This is a genomic window from Embleya hyalina (assembly GCF_003967355.1).
GTDB classification, from domain to species: Bacteria; Actinomycetota; Actinomycetes; order Streptomycetales; family Streptomycetaceae; genus Embleya; species Embleya hyalina.
On record NZ_BIFH01000027.1, the window covers coordinates 78,000 to 94,589 of the forward strand.

Here is a 16,590-nt window from a genome sequence, read left to right on the forward strand (position 1 = left end):
AATATTCGGATACCGACTACGGCGTCGCGCCGCTTCGCTTCGGACCGGCGGCGCGCGCGACCCGGGCGGCGAACACGCCCGCGCCGAATCCGTTGTCGATATTGCACACCGCGACTCCCGGGGCGCACGAATTGAGCATCGCGAGCAGCGCGGCGAGTCCGCCGAAGGAGGCGCCGTAGCCCACGCTGGTGGGCACCGCGAGCACCGGCACCGAGACCAGGCCCGCCACCACGCTCGGCAGCGCGCCCTCCATGCCCGCGACCACCACCAGGCAGTCCGCGGCGTCGAGTTCGGCGTGTACCGCGAGCAGCCGGTGGAGGCCGGCCACGCCCACGTCCTCGATCCGCTCCACCTCGGCGCCGAACAGCCGCGCGGTGAACGCGGCCTCGCCCGCGACCGCCACGTCGGAGGTGCCCGCCGAGACCACCCGGACCAGGCCGCGCGTGGCGGGTGGTTCGCCCACCGCGACGCACGTGCCGCTGTCGTCGGTGTACGCCTCGCCGGGAAACGCCGCGTGCACCGCGTCGACCACCGCGGCCGACGCGCGCGTCGCGAACGCCGGACGCCGGCTCGTCGCCCGCAGCCGGTGGAACAGCGCGACGGTCTGCTCCGGGGTCTTCCCGGCCGCGAAGACCACCTCGGGGTCTCCGGTGCGCAGTTCCCGGTGGGTGTCCACCCGGGCGAAGCCGAGATCGGCGAAACCCGCCGTCGGCGCCCGCACGAGGTCGTCGAGCGCCTCGTCCACGCCCGCCTCCCCGGCGGCCACGCGGTCGAGCAGTTCCCTCACCTCGGCCCGGTTCACTGCCCCGATCGTAGCCCCGGGCCCGAACGGGCCCGCCACGCCCACTCGTTGCGGCCGCACCGGCGTCCGCTCAGGAGACCGGGACCAGCGCGTCCTTGCGCCAGCGCAGCGTCTTCTCGAAGCGCAGCACCGCACCGCGCCGGGGATGGTTGCTCAGTTGCACGTGATCGGTCATCGCCCGGATCAGCATCAGACCGCGCCCGTTCTCCGCGCCCGGGCCGGCCATCGCCGACAGGCCGCGCAGGCGCTCCACCGGGAACCCCGGGCCGCCGTCGATGATCTCGACCCGGCAGCAGTCACCGGTGATACCGGCCCGGATCTGGTATTCCGAATACGGTCCGCCCCTGGCGTGCTCCACGACATTCGCGCAGGCCTCGGACAGGGCGAGGCCGATCTCCATCGCGATCTCGCGATCCACCCCCGCCGTTTCCATCGCGCCGACAAGAAGTCTGCGCGCCATCGGCACGCTCGCCGTATCCCGTGGCAGGTGGACAGTCCACCTCATGTCCATGAGCGGCCTTTCGACATCTCCGGAACTGCGGCCGAATCCGACCCGTCGAACCGACGGGCCGGGCACACCTGGTTTTATTGCCGCCGGTCGGTCCCGGTATGCGCGCCTCGCTCGATCGGTCGTCAATACGCTGTAAAGACGATTCGTTCGGCCGCATCGCGCGGATCTCGCGGGCCGTCGGGCCCGGTCTCGGCCGCCCACCGGGGCGCATCGGAAATTTTCGGCCCCGGGGTCGATGGCGCGCCGCGCGATGAGACGATGGGGCGTCATGCAGGCCGTGTCCGTACCTTTCCGCGCTGTGCGCGCCGCCGTGTTCTCGGCGGTCTGCGCCGCGCTCGCGGCATGCGGTCACGCGTGGATGTCGACCGAGCCGCTGCCCCTGTGGGCGCCGGTCGCCGGCTTCGGCGTGGTGTTCGTGTCGGCCTTCGCCGGTGCGGGCCGACAACGCTCGTTCGGCTCGATCACCGCGCTGCTCGCGATGGGCCAACTCGCGCTGCACACCCTCTTCGCCTGGGCGGCCGCCGGAACGGCCGGCGCGAACGGCGCGACGTCGAGCGGTCTGCTCGACCGGCTCCTGTGCGGGCCCCGGGACTCGACCGGACACATCCTGCTGCCGGCCGGCTGGACCCCCGAGGCGATCGCGCGCAGCACCCGGGTGGATCCGACGCTGCTCACGGGCGAATCGGCCGGCGGACACCACCACATGTCCGGCTCCGGGCCGATGTTGCTCGACGGCGGCACCGGCATGTTGTGCGCGCACCTGGTCGCGGCCCTGCTCACCGGCTGGTGGTTGCGGCGCGGCGAGGCCGCGCTGTTCGCCCTGATCGCACTGGCCTCGGCGCCGCTGCGGGTGGTGCTCGCGGTGCTGTTCGGCCCGGTCGTCCCGGTCGCCGCGACCCCGGGCCGTGCCCGGCGCACCGGTGCGGCGGCGGACCCGGCCACGGATCAGACCCTGCTCCGGCACGCGGTGACCCGGCGCGGGCCGCCGGTGGAGTACGCGCTCGCCTGCTGATCCCGCCCCATCGGGTGCCGGATCGGCGGTGGCGCGCGTCCGCCTTCCCGTCGTCCCCACCCGTACCGCGGGGTGCCCTCGTGCGCCTGCGGCCGGGATCATCCATGGAGCAGACATCCCATGACCATGTCCACCACGCGTCGCCGCCTGTCCGTGATCGCCGCCTCGGCCGGCGCCGGCGTGCTGCTGTTCGCGGGTTCCGCCGCCGCGCACGTAACCGTGCAGCCGGGCACCGCCGACCAGGGCTCGTACGCCAAGGTCGCCTTCCGGGTCCCCAACGAGCGCGACGACGCGGGGACCACCAAGCTCGAGGTCACCCTGCCCGCCGACAAGCCGCTCACCTCGGTGCAGACCCGGGCGATGCCCGGTTGGAAGGCCGAGGTCGAGAAGACCAAGCTGACCACCCCGATCGACAACCACGGCAAGCCGCTCACCGAGGTGGTCTCCAAGATCACCTGGACCGCCGACGCCGGCACCCGGGTCAACCCGGGCACGTTCGAGGACTTCGAGGTGTCCATGGGCAAGCTGCCCACCGACACCGACAAGCTGGTGTTCAAGGCGGTGCAGACCTACGACAGCGGCGAGGTGGTGCGCTGGATCGACCTGGCGGGCGCCGACGGCAAGGAGCCGCAGTACCCCGCGCCGGTGCTGAAGCTCACCCCCAAGGCCGGAGCCTCGGCACCCTCGGCCCCCGCCGCGGCCGCGGCGACCAAGCCCGCCGACGGCAAGGCGAGCGTCGCCGCGGTCGCCGACGACAAGAGTGACGACTCCACCGCGCGCACCCTCGGCGTGGTCGGCATCGTGGTCGGCGTTCTCGGCCTGGGTGCCGGTCTGTTCGCCGTCCTGCGCGCGTCGCGGCGCCCCGGCTCGGCCTGATCCTCGCGGTCCCGCCGCGGACTGCGGTCGCCACCGCGGTCCGCGGCGCGAACGTCCCGGCCCGGGTCGCCCCGCACGGATGTGCTCCGTGCCCGCGACCCGGGCCACCGGGCCCGCGCCGACGCCGGACGCGTCGGGCACGAGCCCCCGGCAGCAACGACCTGGAGAACGATGAGCAACGCAAGCAAGTCCCTCGGCCGGGGCCGCCGCACCGGTCTTCGCCTCGCCGCCCTGGCCGCGGCCGGGCTGCTGCTCGCCACGGGCTGCGGCGACTCCGGCAAGAGCGACGGCGGCGCCCCGGTGAAGGTGCGCGAGAGCAAGTCCAAGTACAAGGGCATCGCGGTCGACCCGCCGTGGACCAAGCCCGAACTCACGCTGACCGACACCTCGGGACAGCCGTACGACTTCCGGGCCAAGACGGCCGGGCGCACCACCCTGCTCTACTTCGGCTACACGCACTGCCCCGACGCGTGCCCCACCGTGATGGGCGACATCGTGCGCGCGCTCGGCAAGTTGCCCCCGCAGGACCGGGCCACGGTGGACGTGGTGTTCGTGACCACCGACCCGGAGCGGGACACCCAGGCGGCCCTGCGCGAATGGCTCGACTCGCTGGACAAGTCGTTCGTCGGGCTGACCGGCCCGTTCGACAGGATCCAGGCCGCGGCCCGCCAGGTCGGCGTCTCCATCGACCCGGCGACCACCGGTCCCGACGGCAAGGTCGTCAGCACCCACGGCACCCAGGTGATCGCGTTCGGCCCGGACAACCAGGGCCCGGTCATGTACAGCGCGAGCAGCGGGCTGACCCCGGACGGCACGCCGAACGGCAACTCGTCCGACGACTTCGCGCACGACCTGCCCCTGCTGATCCACCCCGAGGACACCAAGAAGTGAAGCTCTTCCCCCTCCCCCGCAAGGCCGTCCCACTCACGGTCGGCGGTGTGCTGGCGCTCGGGATCGGCGGCGTGCTGGTGGCCTGCGCCGACTCCGGCTCCTCCTCGTCGTCGAAGGCGGACGACAGGAAGACCGCCGCGGGTGCCGCCCAGGACGCGCCCCGGCTGCGCATCGTCGACCCCTACATCCCGCAACCCTCCTCGGGGGACGTCGCGGCGGGCTACCTGATCGTGCAGAACGACGGCGACACGGCCGACCGCCTGCTCTCGGTGGCCAGCCCGCTCTCCGGCGAGGTGATGCTGCACCGGACCAGCGGGAACTCGATGCAGCACGTGCCGGGCCTGGACGTGCCCGCGCACGGCAAGGGTGTCCTGGCCCGCGGCGGCAACCACATCATGTTCATGAATCCGAACAAGTCCGTGAAGAAGGGCGACACCGTGCCGCTCACGCTCACGTTCCAACACACCGGACCGGTCACCGTGCAGGTGCCGGTGCTCGGGGTGACCGAACGGCCCGGCGACGCGCCGGCCCCGGGTGCGTCCGCGCCGGGCGCATCCGGGACCGGTACGCCCGCCGCGCCGCCCGCTCCGGCGACGGGCACGCCCGCGGAAGACCACACGGGTCATGCGGGCCACTGACCCGGCCGGGCGGCCGGTCCCGGCGTCGGCTCCGTCCCCGGTGCGCGCCGGGGGCGGCCGGCGGGTGCTCGCGTGGGCGCTCGCGCTGCCCGTGCTGCTCGCCGCGCTCGTGTTCGGCGGCGCCGGGGCCGCGTCGGCGCACGCCGTCCTGGAGTCGTCCAACCCGGCGTCCGGGTCGACCCTGACCGCCGCGCCCGCCTCGGTCACGCTGAGGTTCAGCGAGGGCGTGGAGATCGGGCTCGGCGGGGTCAAGGTGTTCGACCCGAGCGGCACCCGGGTGGACAACAACCAGACCAAGCACGGCCCCGACGGCGACACCACCGTGGTCACCCCGCTCCGGGGCGGCCTGCCCACCGGCACCTTCACCGTGGCCTGGCGCGCGGTGTCGGCCGACTCGCACCCGATCTCCGGCGCGTTCACCTTCAACATCGGCCAGGCCTCGGGTGGGGTGAACGTCGGCGATCTGACCGACGACGGCTCCACCGCGACCGACGTGCTGGAGCGGGCCGCGACCGGGGTCGCGTACCTGTCCTTCGCGGTGCTCGGCGGCGCGGTGTTGTTCCTGCTGATCGCCCGGCCCGCCGCGATGAGTCGTTTCCGGGTCTGGCTGCTCGTGTCCGGCGCGTGGGGCGGGCTGCTGCTGTCCTCGCTCGCGGTGTTGATGCTGCACGGCCCGAACGCGTCCGGTCTGGGCCTGTCCTCGGCGTTCGACGCGGACGTGTTGCGCGCCACCCTGGACACCAAGCTGGGCAAGGCGATCGCGGCGCGGGTGTTGCTCCTGGGCGCCGCCGGCGCGCTGCTCGGCTGGCTGATCGCCTCGCTCGCGTACGCCTCCGTGCGCACCCGGCGGATCGTCGTCGGCGGCTGGGCGGTGTTGTGCACCGCGATCGCGATCACCTGGCCGATCGCCGACCACGCGTCGGTGGGTCGTCAGGTGGAGCTCGCGATGGCCACGGCCGTCGTACACCTGCTGGCGATGTCCACCTGGCTGGGCGGGTTGGCGATGGTGGTCACCCTGGTGGTGCGGCCGGGTGATCCGGCGCCGGGCACCGGGCTCGACGTGCCCTCGGTACGGGTCTTCTCCCGGACCGCGTTCGCGTCGGTGTGCGCGCTCGTGGCCACCGGGCTGTACGCGGCCTGGCGACAGGTGGGTTCGTTCGCCGCGCTGTTCGACACCACGTTCGGCCTGCTTCTGGTGTTCAAGGTCGACCTGGTGCTGCTGATGCTGGCCGGTGCCTGGGTGTCCCGGCGCTGGCTGATGCGGCGGATCGAGGCGACGGCCGGCCGGTCCCCGATCGGCAAGGGCGCGGCGGGCGGCCCGAAGTGGGCGGTGTTGCGCAAGTCGGTGGCGATCGAGGCCGCGCTGGCCATCGCGGTGCTCGGGGTCACCACGGTGCTCACCGACACCGAGCCGGGCCGCACCGCGCACGAGCGCAAGCAGGTGGAGGCGGCGGGACCGGTCAGCCGCAGCGTCCCGTTCGACGCCGGCGGCGCGACGGGCAAGGGCAGGCTCGACATCACCGTCGACCCGGCCCGAGTCGGCCCCAACGAGTTGCACATCTACCTCGCCGACCCGATCGGGCAGATCCGCGAGGTCGAGGAGTTGACCGTGTCGATGGCGCTGCCGGGCAAGGGCATCGACGGCGCCGACGTCCAGGTGCGCCGAGGCGGTCCCGGGCACTGGCTGGGCGATCTGTCCATGCCGATGGCCGGTCGCTGGGAGTTGTCGTTCGCGATCCGTACCTCCGATGTCGACCGGATCACCGTGACGGTGCCCGTGGAGGTCAGGTGAGGCACGTACGCCGGATCCTGCTGCTGTGCGTCGGGGTGTTGTCGTGCCTGGCGCCGGCCGGCAGTGCGATGGCCCAGGAGTTGTCCGGCCAGGGACCGAGCAACTTCCACACCGTGATGACCTCGCCGGGCGATCTCGCGCCGGGCCTGACGGTGCGGGTGATCGAGAACGGCGCGCGCATGCAGGTGCGCAACACCGGTCCGCAGGACGTGATCGTGCTCGGCTACATGAGCGAGCCGTTCCTGCGGATCGGCCCCGACGGGGTGTTCGAGAACCGCCAGTCCCCGGCCGTGCAGCTCAGCAGCGAGCGGTGGGGCTCGGTCGACGAGAAGTCGAACCTGCAACCGACCGGCGCGCCGCAGTGGCACCGGATCGCCGCCGAGCCGGTCGCGCGCTGGTACGACCAGCGGGTGCACTGGATCGTGCAACAGCGGTTGCCACCACGGGTGATGGCCGATCCGGACCGGGCGCAGAAGGTCCAGACCTGGACCGTGCCGATGCGGATCGGCGAGCGCGAGGTGGCCGCGACCGGCGAGTTGCGCTGGGTGCCGGGGCCGAGTCCGTGGCCGGGCGTCGTCGGCTCGATCGGGCTCGCGGCGCTGGTGTTCGCGGCGGTGTGGCTGCCGCCGGTCCGGCGCCGGGCCCTGCTCGGCTACGGCCTGCTCGCGGGGGTGGTCGCGGCGGCGAGCGTGCTGCACCTGGCCCTGGTCGCGGGGGCTCGGGCGGGCGGGGCGGGCGCGTGGGCGGCCGCCTTCCTCGGCGGCAACCTGCTGCAACTGTTGTCGAGCGCGGTGGCGTTCGCGGGCGCGGTGCTGCTGGTCCGGCGCCGGACGGGCGGGGCGTGGTTGGCCGCGCCGGCGCTCGGCGTGCTGGCGTTGCGGGTGGCCGGGTACGACCTGCCGGTGTTGTGGCGCTCGTCGTCGCCGTTCGTGGGCGGCATCGGGCTCGATCGCGCGCTGACCGTGCTGGTCCTCGGCGCCGGGCTCGGCACGGCACTGGCCCTGGTCGTGGTGGTGCGGCGTGGATCGCGCCGGGCGCTGCCGGCGGGCGCGGGGACCCCGGCCGAGTCGGGCGTGGTGGTCGAGTCGGGCGTGGCGCCGACGAACGTGTCCGACGCGCCGGTCGGTGCGCACGACGCGGTGGAAGACGTGGTGGAACCTGTGAGGGACGACGTGATGAGCAGCCCCCGAAATCGAACGAGCGAGTCCGCCGACCGAGCGAGCGGGTCGCCCGACTCGGCGGACCCGTCCGCCGACCGGGCGGGCACCGGCGCCGACGTCTCGCGGCGTCGTTTCGTCGGTGTCGCGAGCGTGGCCGGCGCGGGCGGCCTGGTGGTCGGCGCGACCGGCGGCGCGGTGGCGTTCGCGGGCGAGTCCGGCGAGGACGGCGGCCCGGCCATGACCCGGCTCGGGGCCACCGTGGTGCCGTTTCACGGGAAACATCAGGCCGGCATCACCACCCCGGCCCAGGCCAAGGCGGTCTTCTTGGCGTGGGACCTGGAGCCGGGCGCGGACCGGGCCGCGGTCGCCGCGCTGATGCGGCGCTGGTCGGACACCGCCGCGCGGCTCACCGCAGGGCGGTCGGCGCCGGGCGACGACCAGGTCGCGGCCGACGCCGGGCCCTGCTCGTTGACCGTCACCTTCGGGTTCGGCGCGAGCCTGTTCGACAAGCTGGGGCTGGCCGCCCGGCGGCCCTCGGCGCTCAAGCCGCTGCCGCCGTTCCCCGACGACGCGTTGGATCCGGCCCGCGGCGACGGCGACCTGTTCGTCCAGGTGTGCGCGGACGACGGCCTGGTCGGCTTCGGCGCGGTCCGCGCGTTGCAGAAGCTGGCCAAGGGCGTGGCCCGGATCCGCTGGCAGATGAACGGCTTCGCCCGCTCGCCCGGCGCCACCGCCAAGCCGATGACGCACCGGAACCTGATGGGGCAGATCGACGGCAGCAACAACCCCAAGCAGTCCGACCCGAAGTTCGACGAGAAGGTCTTCGTAGGCGCCGCCGGGGCCGAGCAGAGCTGGCTGATCGGCGGCTCCTACGTGGTCTTCCGCCGGATCCGGATGTTGCTGGACGCCTGGGACGGCATCGACAAGGCCCATCAGGAGCGGGTGATCGGCCGGAGCAAGGACACCGGCGCGCCGCTGACCGGCGGCGGCGAGCACAGCGCGGCGGACTTCGGCAAGCGTGGTCCCGACGGCGAGTTGGTGATCACCGCCAACGCCCACATGCGCGTCGCGGCGCCGGAGTTCAACCGGGGCGCGACGATGCTCCGCCGCGGCTACTCCTACCACGACGGCTTCGGCACCGACGGCGCGCCGGACGCGGGGCTGCTGTTCGTCGCGTGGCAGCACGACCCGGACGACGGCTTCGTACCGATCCAGCGCAAACTGGCCCGAGGCGACGCGCTGTCCCCGTTCCTGCGACACGAGGCCGGTGCGCTGTTCGTGGTGCCGCCGGGGTGCGCCCCCGGCGGATACGTCGGTCAATCCCTGTTGGAGGGCTGATGCCGAGACTCGTGGGGCCGATGCCGAACCGGCGTCGATGGTGGGTCGGGGCGCTCGCCCTGCCGTTCCTGCTCACCGGCTGCGGGAGTTGGGGCGCGGAGGGCGGGCCGGGCTCCTACATGAGCGAGGCCGAGGCGACCGCCGCCGCGTCCGAGGGCGTCGCGGCGCTGGGCGCCGACGGTGTGCAGCGGATCGTCCTGCGGGTGGACGACAAACTGCGCTTCTCGCCGTCGGTGATCCGGGCCCGGACCGGGCCGCTGGTGATCACCCTCGCGGACACCGGGATCACCCCGCATCAGATGATCCTGCCCGGCGGTGCGCCGGTCGCGCCGTCGGAGGGCGGCACGTCGCAGGACATCAAGCTGAGCTTCGGCAAGGCGGGTTCGTACACCTTCAACTGCATGTATCACGTGGGCAGCGGCATGGCGGGCACGATCGAGATCTCCGAATAGCCGCCGCGAGCCCGTTCGGTGCGCGGCCCGCCGCGGCTCGCGGCGCCGCGGCCGGGTGGTCCGACCGCGGCACCGCCGGGATGCGCCGTGCGGGCGCGGGTCGGCCTCAGGGGATCAGCACGATCTTGCCGGTGGTGCGGCCCGCCTCGGCCGTCTCGTGCGCCTTGACCACCTCGTCCAGCGGGAAGGTCTCGGCGACGATCGTACGCAGCCCGCCCGCCTCCGCGAGCTCGGCCAACAGGGCCAGCCGCGCGGGGTTCGGGTCCAGGTCGACCGTGATGCCCCGGACGCCGGCCGCCTCGGCCTTGGCCGCGGTGGCGTCGGCCGCGGGCGGATCGGTGATGTTGAGCAGGATGCCGCCGGGCCGCATCGTGGCCGGCGAGCGGTCCTCGTACTCGCCGCCGATCAGATCCAGGACCACGTCGACGTCGCGCACGACCGCACCGAAGTCGACGGTGGTGTAGTCCACGACCTCGTCCGCGCCCAGCTCGCCCAGCAGGGCGTGCTTGGCCGCGCTCGCGGTGCCGATCACGTACGCGCCGCGCGACTTGGCGATCTGTACCGCCAGGTGCCCGACGCCGCCCGCCGCCGCGTGGATCAACACCCGCTGACCCGGACCCACCCGCGCGACCTCGACCAGGGCCTGCCAGGCGATCGAGCCGGACAGCGGCAGGGCCGCGGCGTGCGCGTGGTCGAGGGTGCTCGGCTTCGGCGCGAACGACCGCTCCGAGGCCACCACGAACTCCGCGTAGCCACCGGCGAGATGCGGGAAGTCGGGGATGCCGTACACCTCGTCGCCGACCGCGAGACGCGAGACGTCGGCGCCGACCGCGGCGACCACGCCCGATACGTCCCAGCCGAGCGTGAACGGCGGCACCAGCCACATTCCGCCGGCCCGGATCTTGGTATCGATGGGGTTGACCCCCGCGGCGCGCACTTCGACCAGTACCTCGCCGGGTCCGGGCGCGGGTATCCCGGTCTCGATCACGCGCAGGACCTCGGGTCCGCCGAGCGTGTCCTGGTGTACCTTGCGCATCCTCGCCGTCGTGTTCATCGTGTTCGTCGTCATGCGGCAAGCATCGACGTGGCGGTCACCATTGTGAAGAAGGCACCTTCCTGGTACCTGGGTACCTTATGCATACCCCTCCCGACCTGCGCCCCTTCGGAGGCGCCGACGTCTATCTCGGCGACTGCGCCTCCCGCGCCGTACTCGACCTGATCGCGAACAAGTGGGTCGCGCTGGTGGTCGGGGCCCTCCACCCGCAGACCCTGCGCTACGCGGAGCTGCGCCGGCGGCTCGGCGGGATCACCAAGAAGATGCTCACCCAGACCCTGCGGGACCTGGAACGGCACGGCCTGGTCCGCCGGACGGTCCATCCCACGGTGCCGCCGCAGGTCGAATACTCGCTCACCGAACTCGGGATCAGTGTGAGCGGCCTGATGGCGGAGATCCGCACCTGGTCCGAGAGCCACATCGACGAGATCGCGGCGGCGAAGCTGGCCTACGCGGAGGCGGAGGCGCATCGGGTCGCGGCACTCTGAGCCGACATGCGCCCGGGGCCCCCGCCGTCGCTCGCCGCGGGGGCCCCGGCGCGACCGGTCGGGCTAACGCTTGGGCGTCCTGGCCCGGCGTACGTTCACCTCGGACTCGACCGGCTTCGCGAGCACGCCGCCGACCAGGCGCGACAGCGCGGACAGGAACACCGCGCGTTCGTCCTCGGGCAGCGTGCCCAGCACCTCGTCGTGCACGCCGTCGACGATCCCGCGCCCGGCCCGGATCAGGTCGCGGCCGGCGTCGGTCACCACGACGATCCGCGCCCGGCGGTCGCTCGGCGCGGGTCGCCGCTCGGCCAGCCCGGCCCGCTCCAACTCGTCCATCGTGACCACCATCGTGGTCTTGTCCAGGTCGGACAGCTCGGCGACCTGGGCCTGGGTCAGGTCGCGATCGACGGCGTGCACGAGCACGCAGTAGTTGCGCGGCGAGACGTCGATCACCGCGAGGGCCGCCGCCAGCCGGGTGTTCAGCACGTGCCCGGCGTGCACGACCATGCCGGTCACATCCAGGACGGTGGGGGCAAGGGGCTCGGTGGTCATGCGATCAGCGTAACAAGATAGGTAAACCGACAGATTGTTTCGTAATGGATCGCTCGACTCAGCGCCCCAGCGCCTGGAACCGCCGTACCGCGAGGGGGAGGAAGATCGCGGTGATCACCAGCGGCCAGACCATCGCCATCGGCAGCGCGTGCGTCTCGATCCAACTGCCGCCGTGCGGAGCCGGATCGCCGAACAGGTCCCGGATCGCGTTCGCGGTGGACGAGACCGGATTCCACATCGCCACGGTGCCCAGCCACTGCGGCATCATCGACGGCGGGGTGAAGACGCTGGAGACGATGCCGAACGGCAGAGCCACCGCGAACAGGTTGCCCGCCGCCTCCGCGTTCGGCACCAGCAGTCCCAGGTACACCCCGACCCAGGTCAGCGCGAAACGCAGGAGCAGGAGCAGCGCGAACGCGGCCAGGATCCGCGGCACACCGCCGTGCGGCCGCCACCCGACCACGAGCGCGATCGACGCCAGGACCGCGAGGTCGAGGCTCGCCCCGAGCACGTCGGCCACCCCGCGTCCACTGACCACCGCCGAGGGGGCCATCGGCATCGAGCGATAGCGGTCCATCACGCCGAGTTGCCGGGTGAAGGCGACGATGGTCGCGGTGTTCATGAACCCCTGCGCCATGGTCATCGCGAACATCCCCGGCAGCGCGTAGTCCTTGTAGTCGACGCTCGCGCCCACGTCCATGGCGCTGCCGAAGACGTACACGAACAGCAGCACGGACACGATCGGAAAGCCCAACTGCCAGGCGAGCATGCTCGGTTGGCGGGCGATGTGGACGAGTTCGTTGCGGACCACGGTCAGACAGTCCGCGATCGCCCAGTAGAGCCGACGCTCGGGGGCCTCGGCGGGTACGGTCGCGGCGCTCACCGGTGCGCCACCTCCTTCCCGGACGGCGCGGACGGATCGGGTGGGGCGGATGGGTCGCCCCGACCACCCGGATCCGCCGATGGATCGGGCCGCGCGGGCGTGGTCGGATCCGGGTCGCCCTCGTGTGCCCGGTGCCCGGTCAGGCGCAGGAAGACCTCGTCCAGGGTCGGTCGGCGTACGCCGATGTCCTCGATCGCGATGCCCTCCTCCCGGCAGACCCGCGCGACGTGGGTCAGCGCCGCGACCCGGTCCTCCACCGGAGCGGTCACCCGCCGCTCCTCGGCGTCGACCAGCGGCTCGCCGCCGGCCTCGGTGACCAGGGCCAGCACCCGCAGCGCGGGCTGCAGGTGCGCGGCCTCGCGGACCACGACCTCGATCCGGTCGCCGCCCAGTTCGCGCTTGAGCCGATCCGGGGTGTCGTCGGCGATCTTGCGTCCCCGGTCCAGCACCGCGACGCGGTCCGCGAGTTTGTCCGCCTCGTCCAGGTACTGCGTGGTCAGCAGCACGGCGGTACCGCCCGCGAGCAGCGAACGCACCGCCTCCCAGACCTCGTTGCGGGCGCGCGGGTCGAGCCCGGTGGTCGGTTCGTCGAGGAAGAGCACGGTCGGCGCGAGGATCATGCTCGCGGCCAGGTCGAGCCGTCGGCGCATGCCGCCGCTGTACTGCCTGACACCCCGATCGGCGGCCTCGACCAGGTCGAAACGTTCGAGCAGTTCGTCCGCGCGGCGGGCGGCGCGGCGCTTGTCCAGGTGGAACAGGCGGCCGAACAGGATCAGGTTGCGCCGCCCGGTCACCGCCTCGTCCAACGCCGCGTTCTGGCCGACCAGGCCGATGTGCCGGCGCACCCGCCTGGGGTCCTTGGCCACGTCGTGCCCGGCGACCAGCGCACGACCGCCGTCCGGGCGCAGCAGGGTGGACAGGATCCGCACCGCCGTGGTCTTGCCGGCGCCGTTGGGGCCGAGCAGCCCCTGAACCGTGCCCGGGGCCACGGTGAGGTCGAAATCGTCGAGGGCGCACGTGGCGCCGTACCGCTTCGTCAGGCCCTCGGCGAGGACCGCGTGACTCGTCGTTTCCATCACCCTCCTTGAATCGAGTACACCGTACCCGACTCGCGTACACAGTACCCAGTTTTAAATCCGCCGGTGACCCGCGAGCCCGTACGCCGCTTCGGGCCGGTGCGGGCGGGGGCTCCTACGATGGGGGCACCATGACGAGCACCGACCACACCGGCAGCGGCGACCTCGCCCGCAGTCTCGAACTGATGTGGGGCCTGGACCGGAAGCCGACCCGAGGCCCCAAGCCGGCGCTGACCCTGGATCGGATCGTCGGGGCGGGCATCGCCGTCGCCGACGCCGAGGGGCTGGACGCGCTTTCCATGCGGCGGGTCGCCGCCGAGGTCGGCGCGGGCACGATGTCGCTCTACCGCTACGTGCCCGGCAAGGCCGAACTGCTCGACCTGATGGTCGACAAGGTCAACAGCCCCTGTGAGAGCGAGTTCCCGCCCGGACTCGGCTGGCGCGGCGCGCTGGAGCGGGTCGCGCGCGGGATCTGGCAGATGTACAACCGGCATCCGTGGCTGCTCAACGTCGACCAGGCGCGGCCGGTACTCGGCCCGAACTCGCTCCGGGCCCTGGAACTCACCCTCGCCGCGATCGGCGACGCGGCGCTGAGCGACCGGGAGAAGATGACCGTCCTGACGATCATCGACGGCGGCTACGTCAGCGGCATGGCCCGCACCCACTTCAACGCCAAACACGCGGCGCAGCGCACCGGGGTGAGCGACGAGCAGTTCTGGGCGGCCCAGGCCCCGATCCTGAGCGCGGCCATGACGAGCGGGGACTACCCGGAGTTGGCCGCGCTGTCCCAGGACAGCTTCACCGCGGACGGCGAGGGCGAGTTCGAGTTCGGCCTGGGACTGCTTCTGGACGGCCTCGAGGCGTTCGTCGAGCGCCGGACCTGACCCGGGAGGGTGGCCACTGCCAGGAACGGTTGTGGCCCGGGCCCGCCGGCGTCATCATCGGTGCTCGGCCACGGGGGTCGGGGACGGCGGGGATCATGGACGAGACACCGGCGCGGCGGCGAACCGCGCTCCGGGTGGCGGTCGGATGGGGAATCGGGGCGATCGCGCTGACGCTCGCGCCGATCGGGGTGGGCGGATCGGCGGCGTCGGCGGCCGACGGGCCCTCGGTGAGCGGGCCGACCGGGGCGGTGCGACCGGGGGATGTGGTGACGATCCGCGGTTCCGGGCTGACCGGCTGCCCCTCGAACACGGTGGACGTGTACCTCGCCTCGGTGAACGGCGGCAGTTCGGGCGAATACGACGACCTGCTCGCTGCGGGACTCCCGGTCGACCCGGCGCACGGGAACTCGATCGCCTTCCGGCATGCCGTGCCCGCTCCGATCTACAGCTCGAACGGGGCGACGGGGCAGATCGTCCAGGCGGTGAACCGGATCGTGGTGCGCTGCCCGGGACAGGAGAAGAACCTCGCGCAGACGCCGATCGAGATCAACGAATTCCGCAGGGAGGGGACCGCGAGCCCGCCGGCCGATCTGCGCACCCGGCGCATCCTCGTGGAGCCCGCCACGGGGCTGCCGGGCACCGAGGTCACGCTGTGGACCAACCTGCGCTGTGGACAGGCGAACGCGAGCGACGACGCCGAGGTGACGTGGGACGGGCACTTCCTCGCCAAGCTCAGCATCGCGAACCCGGCCGGCGAGTCGTATCGCTTCATCGTGCCCGAGGGCCCGACGCGCGGACCGCGGCCGATCACCGTGAGCTGCTTCGCCCAGGGCCCCGGAATGCCGGACAACGGGGTCACGCTGCGGACCGAATTCCAGGTTCCCGAACCGAAGTTGACCGTGACACCCGCGCAGGCGACGGCGGGTCGGCCGCTGCGGGTCGAGGGCAGCGGGTTCGTCGGATGCGGACGGCCGATCGACGGCGGGGCCGGGGTGTTGACCGTGCGGCACGGCACGAACGAGTTCGGGCGGGTGCCGGTGGCGGCCGACGGGCGGTTCGCGGGCGAGGTCGTGGTGCCGAGCGGACTGGCGGACGGGGCGGGCGCGTTGACGGTCGCGTGTGCGGGCGGAGCGGGGTACGACGGCGACGTGTCGGTGCAACTCGCGGTGGTGGCCGCGACGAAGGACGCGGAGCCGGTCGGGGACCGTTCGGAGGCGGCGGTGAACCTGCCGAGTCCGGCCGATCTGTTCGACGAGCCCCGGCCGGTGGTCGTGGCGGGCGCGACCGCGCTGGCGGCGCTGCCGGTGCTGGGCTTCTCCGCGGAGTTGTTCAACCGCACGTGGGCGGAGAACCGGCTGCGGATCCGACGCCGACTGCGGCCGGGGGCGGCCCGACCACGATCGCAGCCCCGGGTGCCCGAGTTGCAGGTGCTGGCCTTCATCGTGCTCTCGGCGGCCACGTGCGTGGCGGTGGAACCCGGCACGGGCTGGAACGCCGGGACCGGTGCGCTGGCCCTGGCGCTGGTGGCGGCGGTGCCGCTCGGGGTGCTGGTGTACGAGGGCCCGGCCGAGGCGTATCGACGCCGGATCTCGCGTGTCCGCGCCCTGCCGCATCTGGTGCCGGGGGCGCTGGTCGTCGCGGTGCTCCTCGCGGCGGCGTCCCGACTGCTCGGCCTGGCGCCGGGCTATGTGTACGGCCTGTTCCTGGCCTTCACCTCGGCGGGCCTGCGCCGAATGTCGCCGGCCGACGAGGGCCGCGCGATCGCCCTCGGCTCGTGGTCGCTGGCCGGCCTCGCGGTGGTCTCGTGGGTGTGGCGCATCCCGGTCACCCACGTCCTGAACGACTCCGACGGCGCCCCCTTCGGGTGGGTCCTCGCGGAGGACCTGCTCACCCAGTGCTTCGTGGCCTCGGTGGTCGGCCTGGTCTTCGGCCTGCTGCCGATGCGCTTCATGGACGGTCACGCGCTGTGGCGGTGGAACCGCTGGGCCTGGGCGGCGATCTACGTCGCGGCGCTGTTCCTGTTCACGCTGACCCTGCTCGACCCCACGGGCGTCGCCGGCGGCACGACCCGGACCATGTGGTTGCGCTCGATGTATCTCTTCGCCGGGGCGGCCGTGCTGTCCGTGCTCTTCTGGGCGACCTTCCGCCTTCGGCCGGCTCGGCCGCCGGTGACGCCCTGAC

General features: G+C 73.0%; 16 protein-coding genes. 10 read left to right on the forward strand and 6 right to left on the reverse strand.

Annotation, left to right across the window (positions count from 1 at the left end; genetic code table 11):
- Nucleotides 1-16: 16 nt before the first annotated feature.
- Together larB and EMA17_RS56335 are read right to left on the reverse strand one after the other, a co-directional pair.
- The gene (larB, locus tag EMA17_RS29415) at nucleotides 17-802 is read right to left on the reverse strand and encodes a nickel pincer cofactor biosynthesis protein LarB (protein WP_126640181.1); all 786 of its coding nucleotides are present in this window, start codon (nucleotides 800-802) and stop codon (nucleotides 17-19) included.
- 70 nt (nucleotides 803-872) lie between these two features.
- Nucleotides 873-1,313, reverse strand: a complete 441-nt coding sequence (locus tag EMA17_RS56335) for an ATP-binding protein (RefSeq protein ID WP_126640321.1) — start codon at nucleotides 1,311-1,313, stop codon at nucleotides 873-875.
- A gap of 298 nt (nucleotides 1,314-1,611) precedes the next feature.
- Between EMA17_RS56335 and EMA17_RS29425 the strand changes: the two genes are divergently transcribed.
- From EMA17_RS29425 to EMA17_RS29455, 7 genes are all read left to right on the forward strand, one after another.
- Nucleotides 1,612-2,325 carry a hypothetical protein gene (locus EMA17_RS29425; RefSeq protein ID WP_126640182.1) on the forward strand — a complete coding sequence of 238 codons (714 nt, stop codon included), beginning with the start codon at nucleotides 1,612-1,614 and terminating at the stop codon, nucleotides 2,323-2,325.
- A 120-nt stretch (nucleotides 2,326-2,445) separates the two neighbouring features.
- Nucleotides 2,446-3,201 (forward strand): YcnI family copper-binding membrane protein, encoded by a 756-nt coding sequence (locus EMA17_RS29430; RefSeq protein WP_126640183.1) that lies wholly within the window; start codon nucleotides 2,446-2,448, stop codon nucleotides 3,199-3,201.
- A 171-nt stretch (nucleotides 3,202-3,372) separates the two neighbouring features.
- Nucleotides 3,373-4,092, forward strand: a complete 720-nt coding sequence (locus EMA17_RS29435) for an SCO family protein (protein ID WP_126640184.1) — start codon at nucleotides 3,373-3,375, stop codon at nucleotides 4,090-4,092.
- On the forward strand, nucleotides 4,089-4,730 hold the full coding sequence (locus EMA17_RS29440; protein ID WP_126640185.1) for a copper chaperone PCu(A)C: 642 nt from the start codon (nucleotides 4,089-4,091) through the stop codon (nucleotides 4,728-4,730). The genes EMA17_RS29435 and EMA17_RS29440 overlap by 4 nt, the downstream gene beginning before the upstream one ends.
- The gene (locus EMA17_RS29445; protein WP_126640186.1) at nucleotides 4,717-6,522 is read left to right on the forward strand and encodes a copper resistance CopC/CopD family protein; all 1,806 of its coding nucleotides are present in this window, start codon (nucleotides 4,717-4,719) and stop codon (nucleotides 6,520-6,522) included. The genes EMA17_RS29440 and EMA17_RS29445 overlap by 14 nt, the downstream gene beginning before the upstream one ends.
- Before the next feature lie 1,175 nt (nucleotides 6,523-7,697).
- Nucleotides 7,698-9,020, forward strand: coding sequence for an iron uptake transporter deferrochelatase/peroxidase subunit (gene efeB / locus EMA17_RS29450; protein WP_126640322.1), 1,323 nt, complete (start codon nucleotides 7,698-7,700; stop codon nucleotides 9,018-9,020).
- The gene (locus EMA17_RS29455) at nucleotides 9,020-9,472 is read left to right on the forward strand and encodes a cupredoxin domain-containing protein (RefSeq protein ID WP_126640187.1); all 453 of its coding nucleotides are present in this window, start codon (nucleotides 9,020-9,022) and stop codon (nucleotides 9,470-9,472) included. Before efeB ends, EMA17_RS29455 begins: the two co-directional genes overlap by 1 nt.
- Nucleotides 9,473-9,578: 106 nt before the next feature.
- Here EMA17_RS29455 and EMA17_RS29460 read toward each other — a convergent pair whose 3' ends face one another.
- Nucleotides 9,579-10,541, reverse strand: a complete 963-nt coding sequence (locus tag EMA17_RS29460; protein ID WP_246126973.1) for an NADP-dependent oxidoreductase — start codon at nucleotides 10,539-10,541, stop codon at nucleotides 9,579-9,581.
- 65 nt (nucleotides 10,542-10,606) lie between these two features.
- Between EMA17_RS29460 and EMA17_RS29465 the strand changes: the two genes are divergently transcribed.
- Nucleotides 10,607-11,014, forward strand: coding sequence for a winged helix-turn-helix transcriptional regulator (locus EMA17_RS29465; RefSeq protein ID WP_126640188.1), 408 nt, complete (start codon nucleotides 10,607-10,609; stop codon nucleotides 11,012-11,014).
- 63 nt (nucleotides 11,015-11,077) lie between these two features.
- Here the strand turns inward: EMA17_RS29465 and EMA17_RS29470 are convergent, their stop codons facing one another.
- The 3 genes from EMA17_RS29470 to EMA17_RS29480 are packed head-to-tail and all read right to left on the reverse strand — an operon-like array spanning nucleotide 11,078 to nucleotide 13,525.
- On the reverse strand, nucleotides 11,078-11,566 hold the full coding sequence (locus EMA17_RS29470) for a MarR family winged helix-turn-helix transcriptional regulator (protein ID WP_126640189.1): 489 nt from the start codon (nucleotides 11,564-11,566) through the stop codon (nucleotides 11,078-11,080).
- A gap of 58 nt (nucleotides 11,567-11,624) precedes the next feature.
- Nucleotides 11,625-12,449 carry an ABC transporter permease gene (locus EMA17_RS29475; protein ID WP_126640190.1) on the reverse strand — a complete coding sequence of 275 codons (825 nt, stop codon included), beginning with the start codon at nucleotides 12,447-12,449 and terminating at the stop codon, nucleotides 11,625-11,627.
- Entirely contained in the window at nucleotides 12,446-13,525 is a 1,080-nt protein-coding gene (locus tag EMA17_RS29480) for an ATP-binding cassette domain-containing protein (RefSeq protein WP_126640191.1), read from the reverse strand. Before EMA17_RS29480 ends, EMA17_RS29475 begins: the two co-directional genes overlap by 4 nt.
- 131 nt (nucleotides 13,526-13,656) lie before the next feature.
- Between EMA17_RS29480 and EMA17_RS29485 the strand changes: the two genes are divergently transcribed.
- Together EMA17_RS29485 and EMA17_RS29490 are read left to right on the forward strand one after the other, a co-directional pair.
- Nucleotides 13,657-14,409, forward strand: a complete 753-nt coding sequence (locus EMA17_RS29485; protein ID WP_126640192.1) for a TetR/AcrR family transcriptional regulator — start codon at nucleotides 13,657-13,659, stop codon at nucleotides 14,407-14,409.
- Between the two features lie 95 nt (nucleotides 14,410-14,504).
- Complete coding sequence (locus tag EMA17_RS29490) at nucleotides 14,505-16,589, forward strand: FGLLP motif-containing membrane protein (protein ID WP_126640193.1); 2,085 nt, start codon at nucleotides 14,505-14,507, stop codon at nucleotides 16,587-16,589.
- The last annotated feature ends 1 nt before the right edge of the window (nucleotide 16,590 follow it).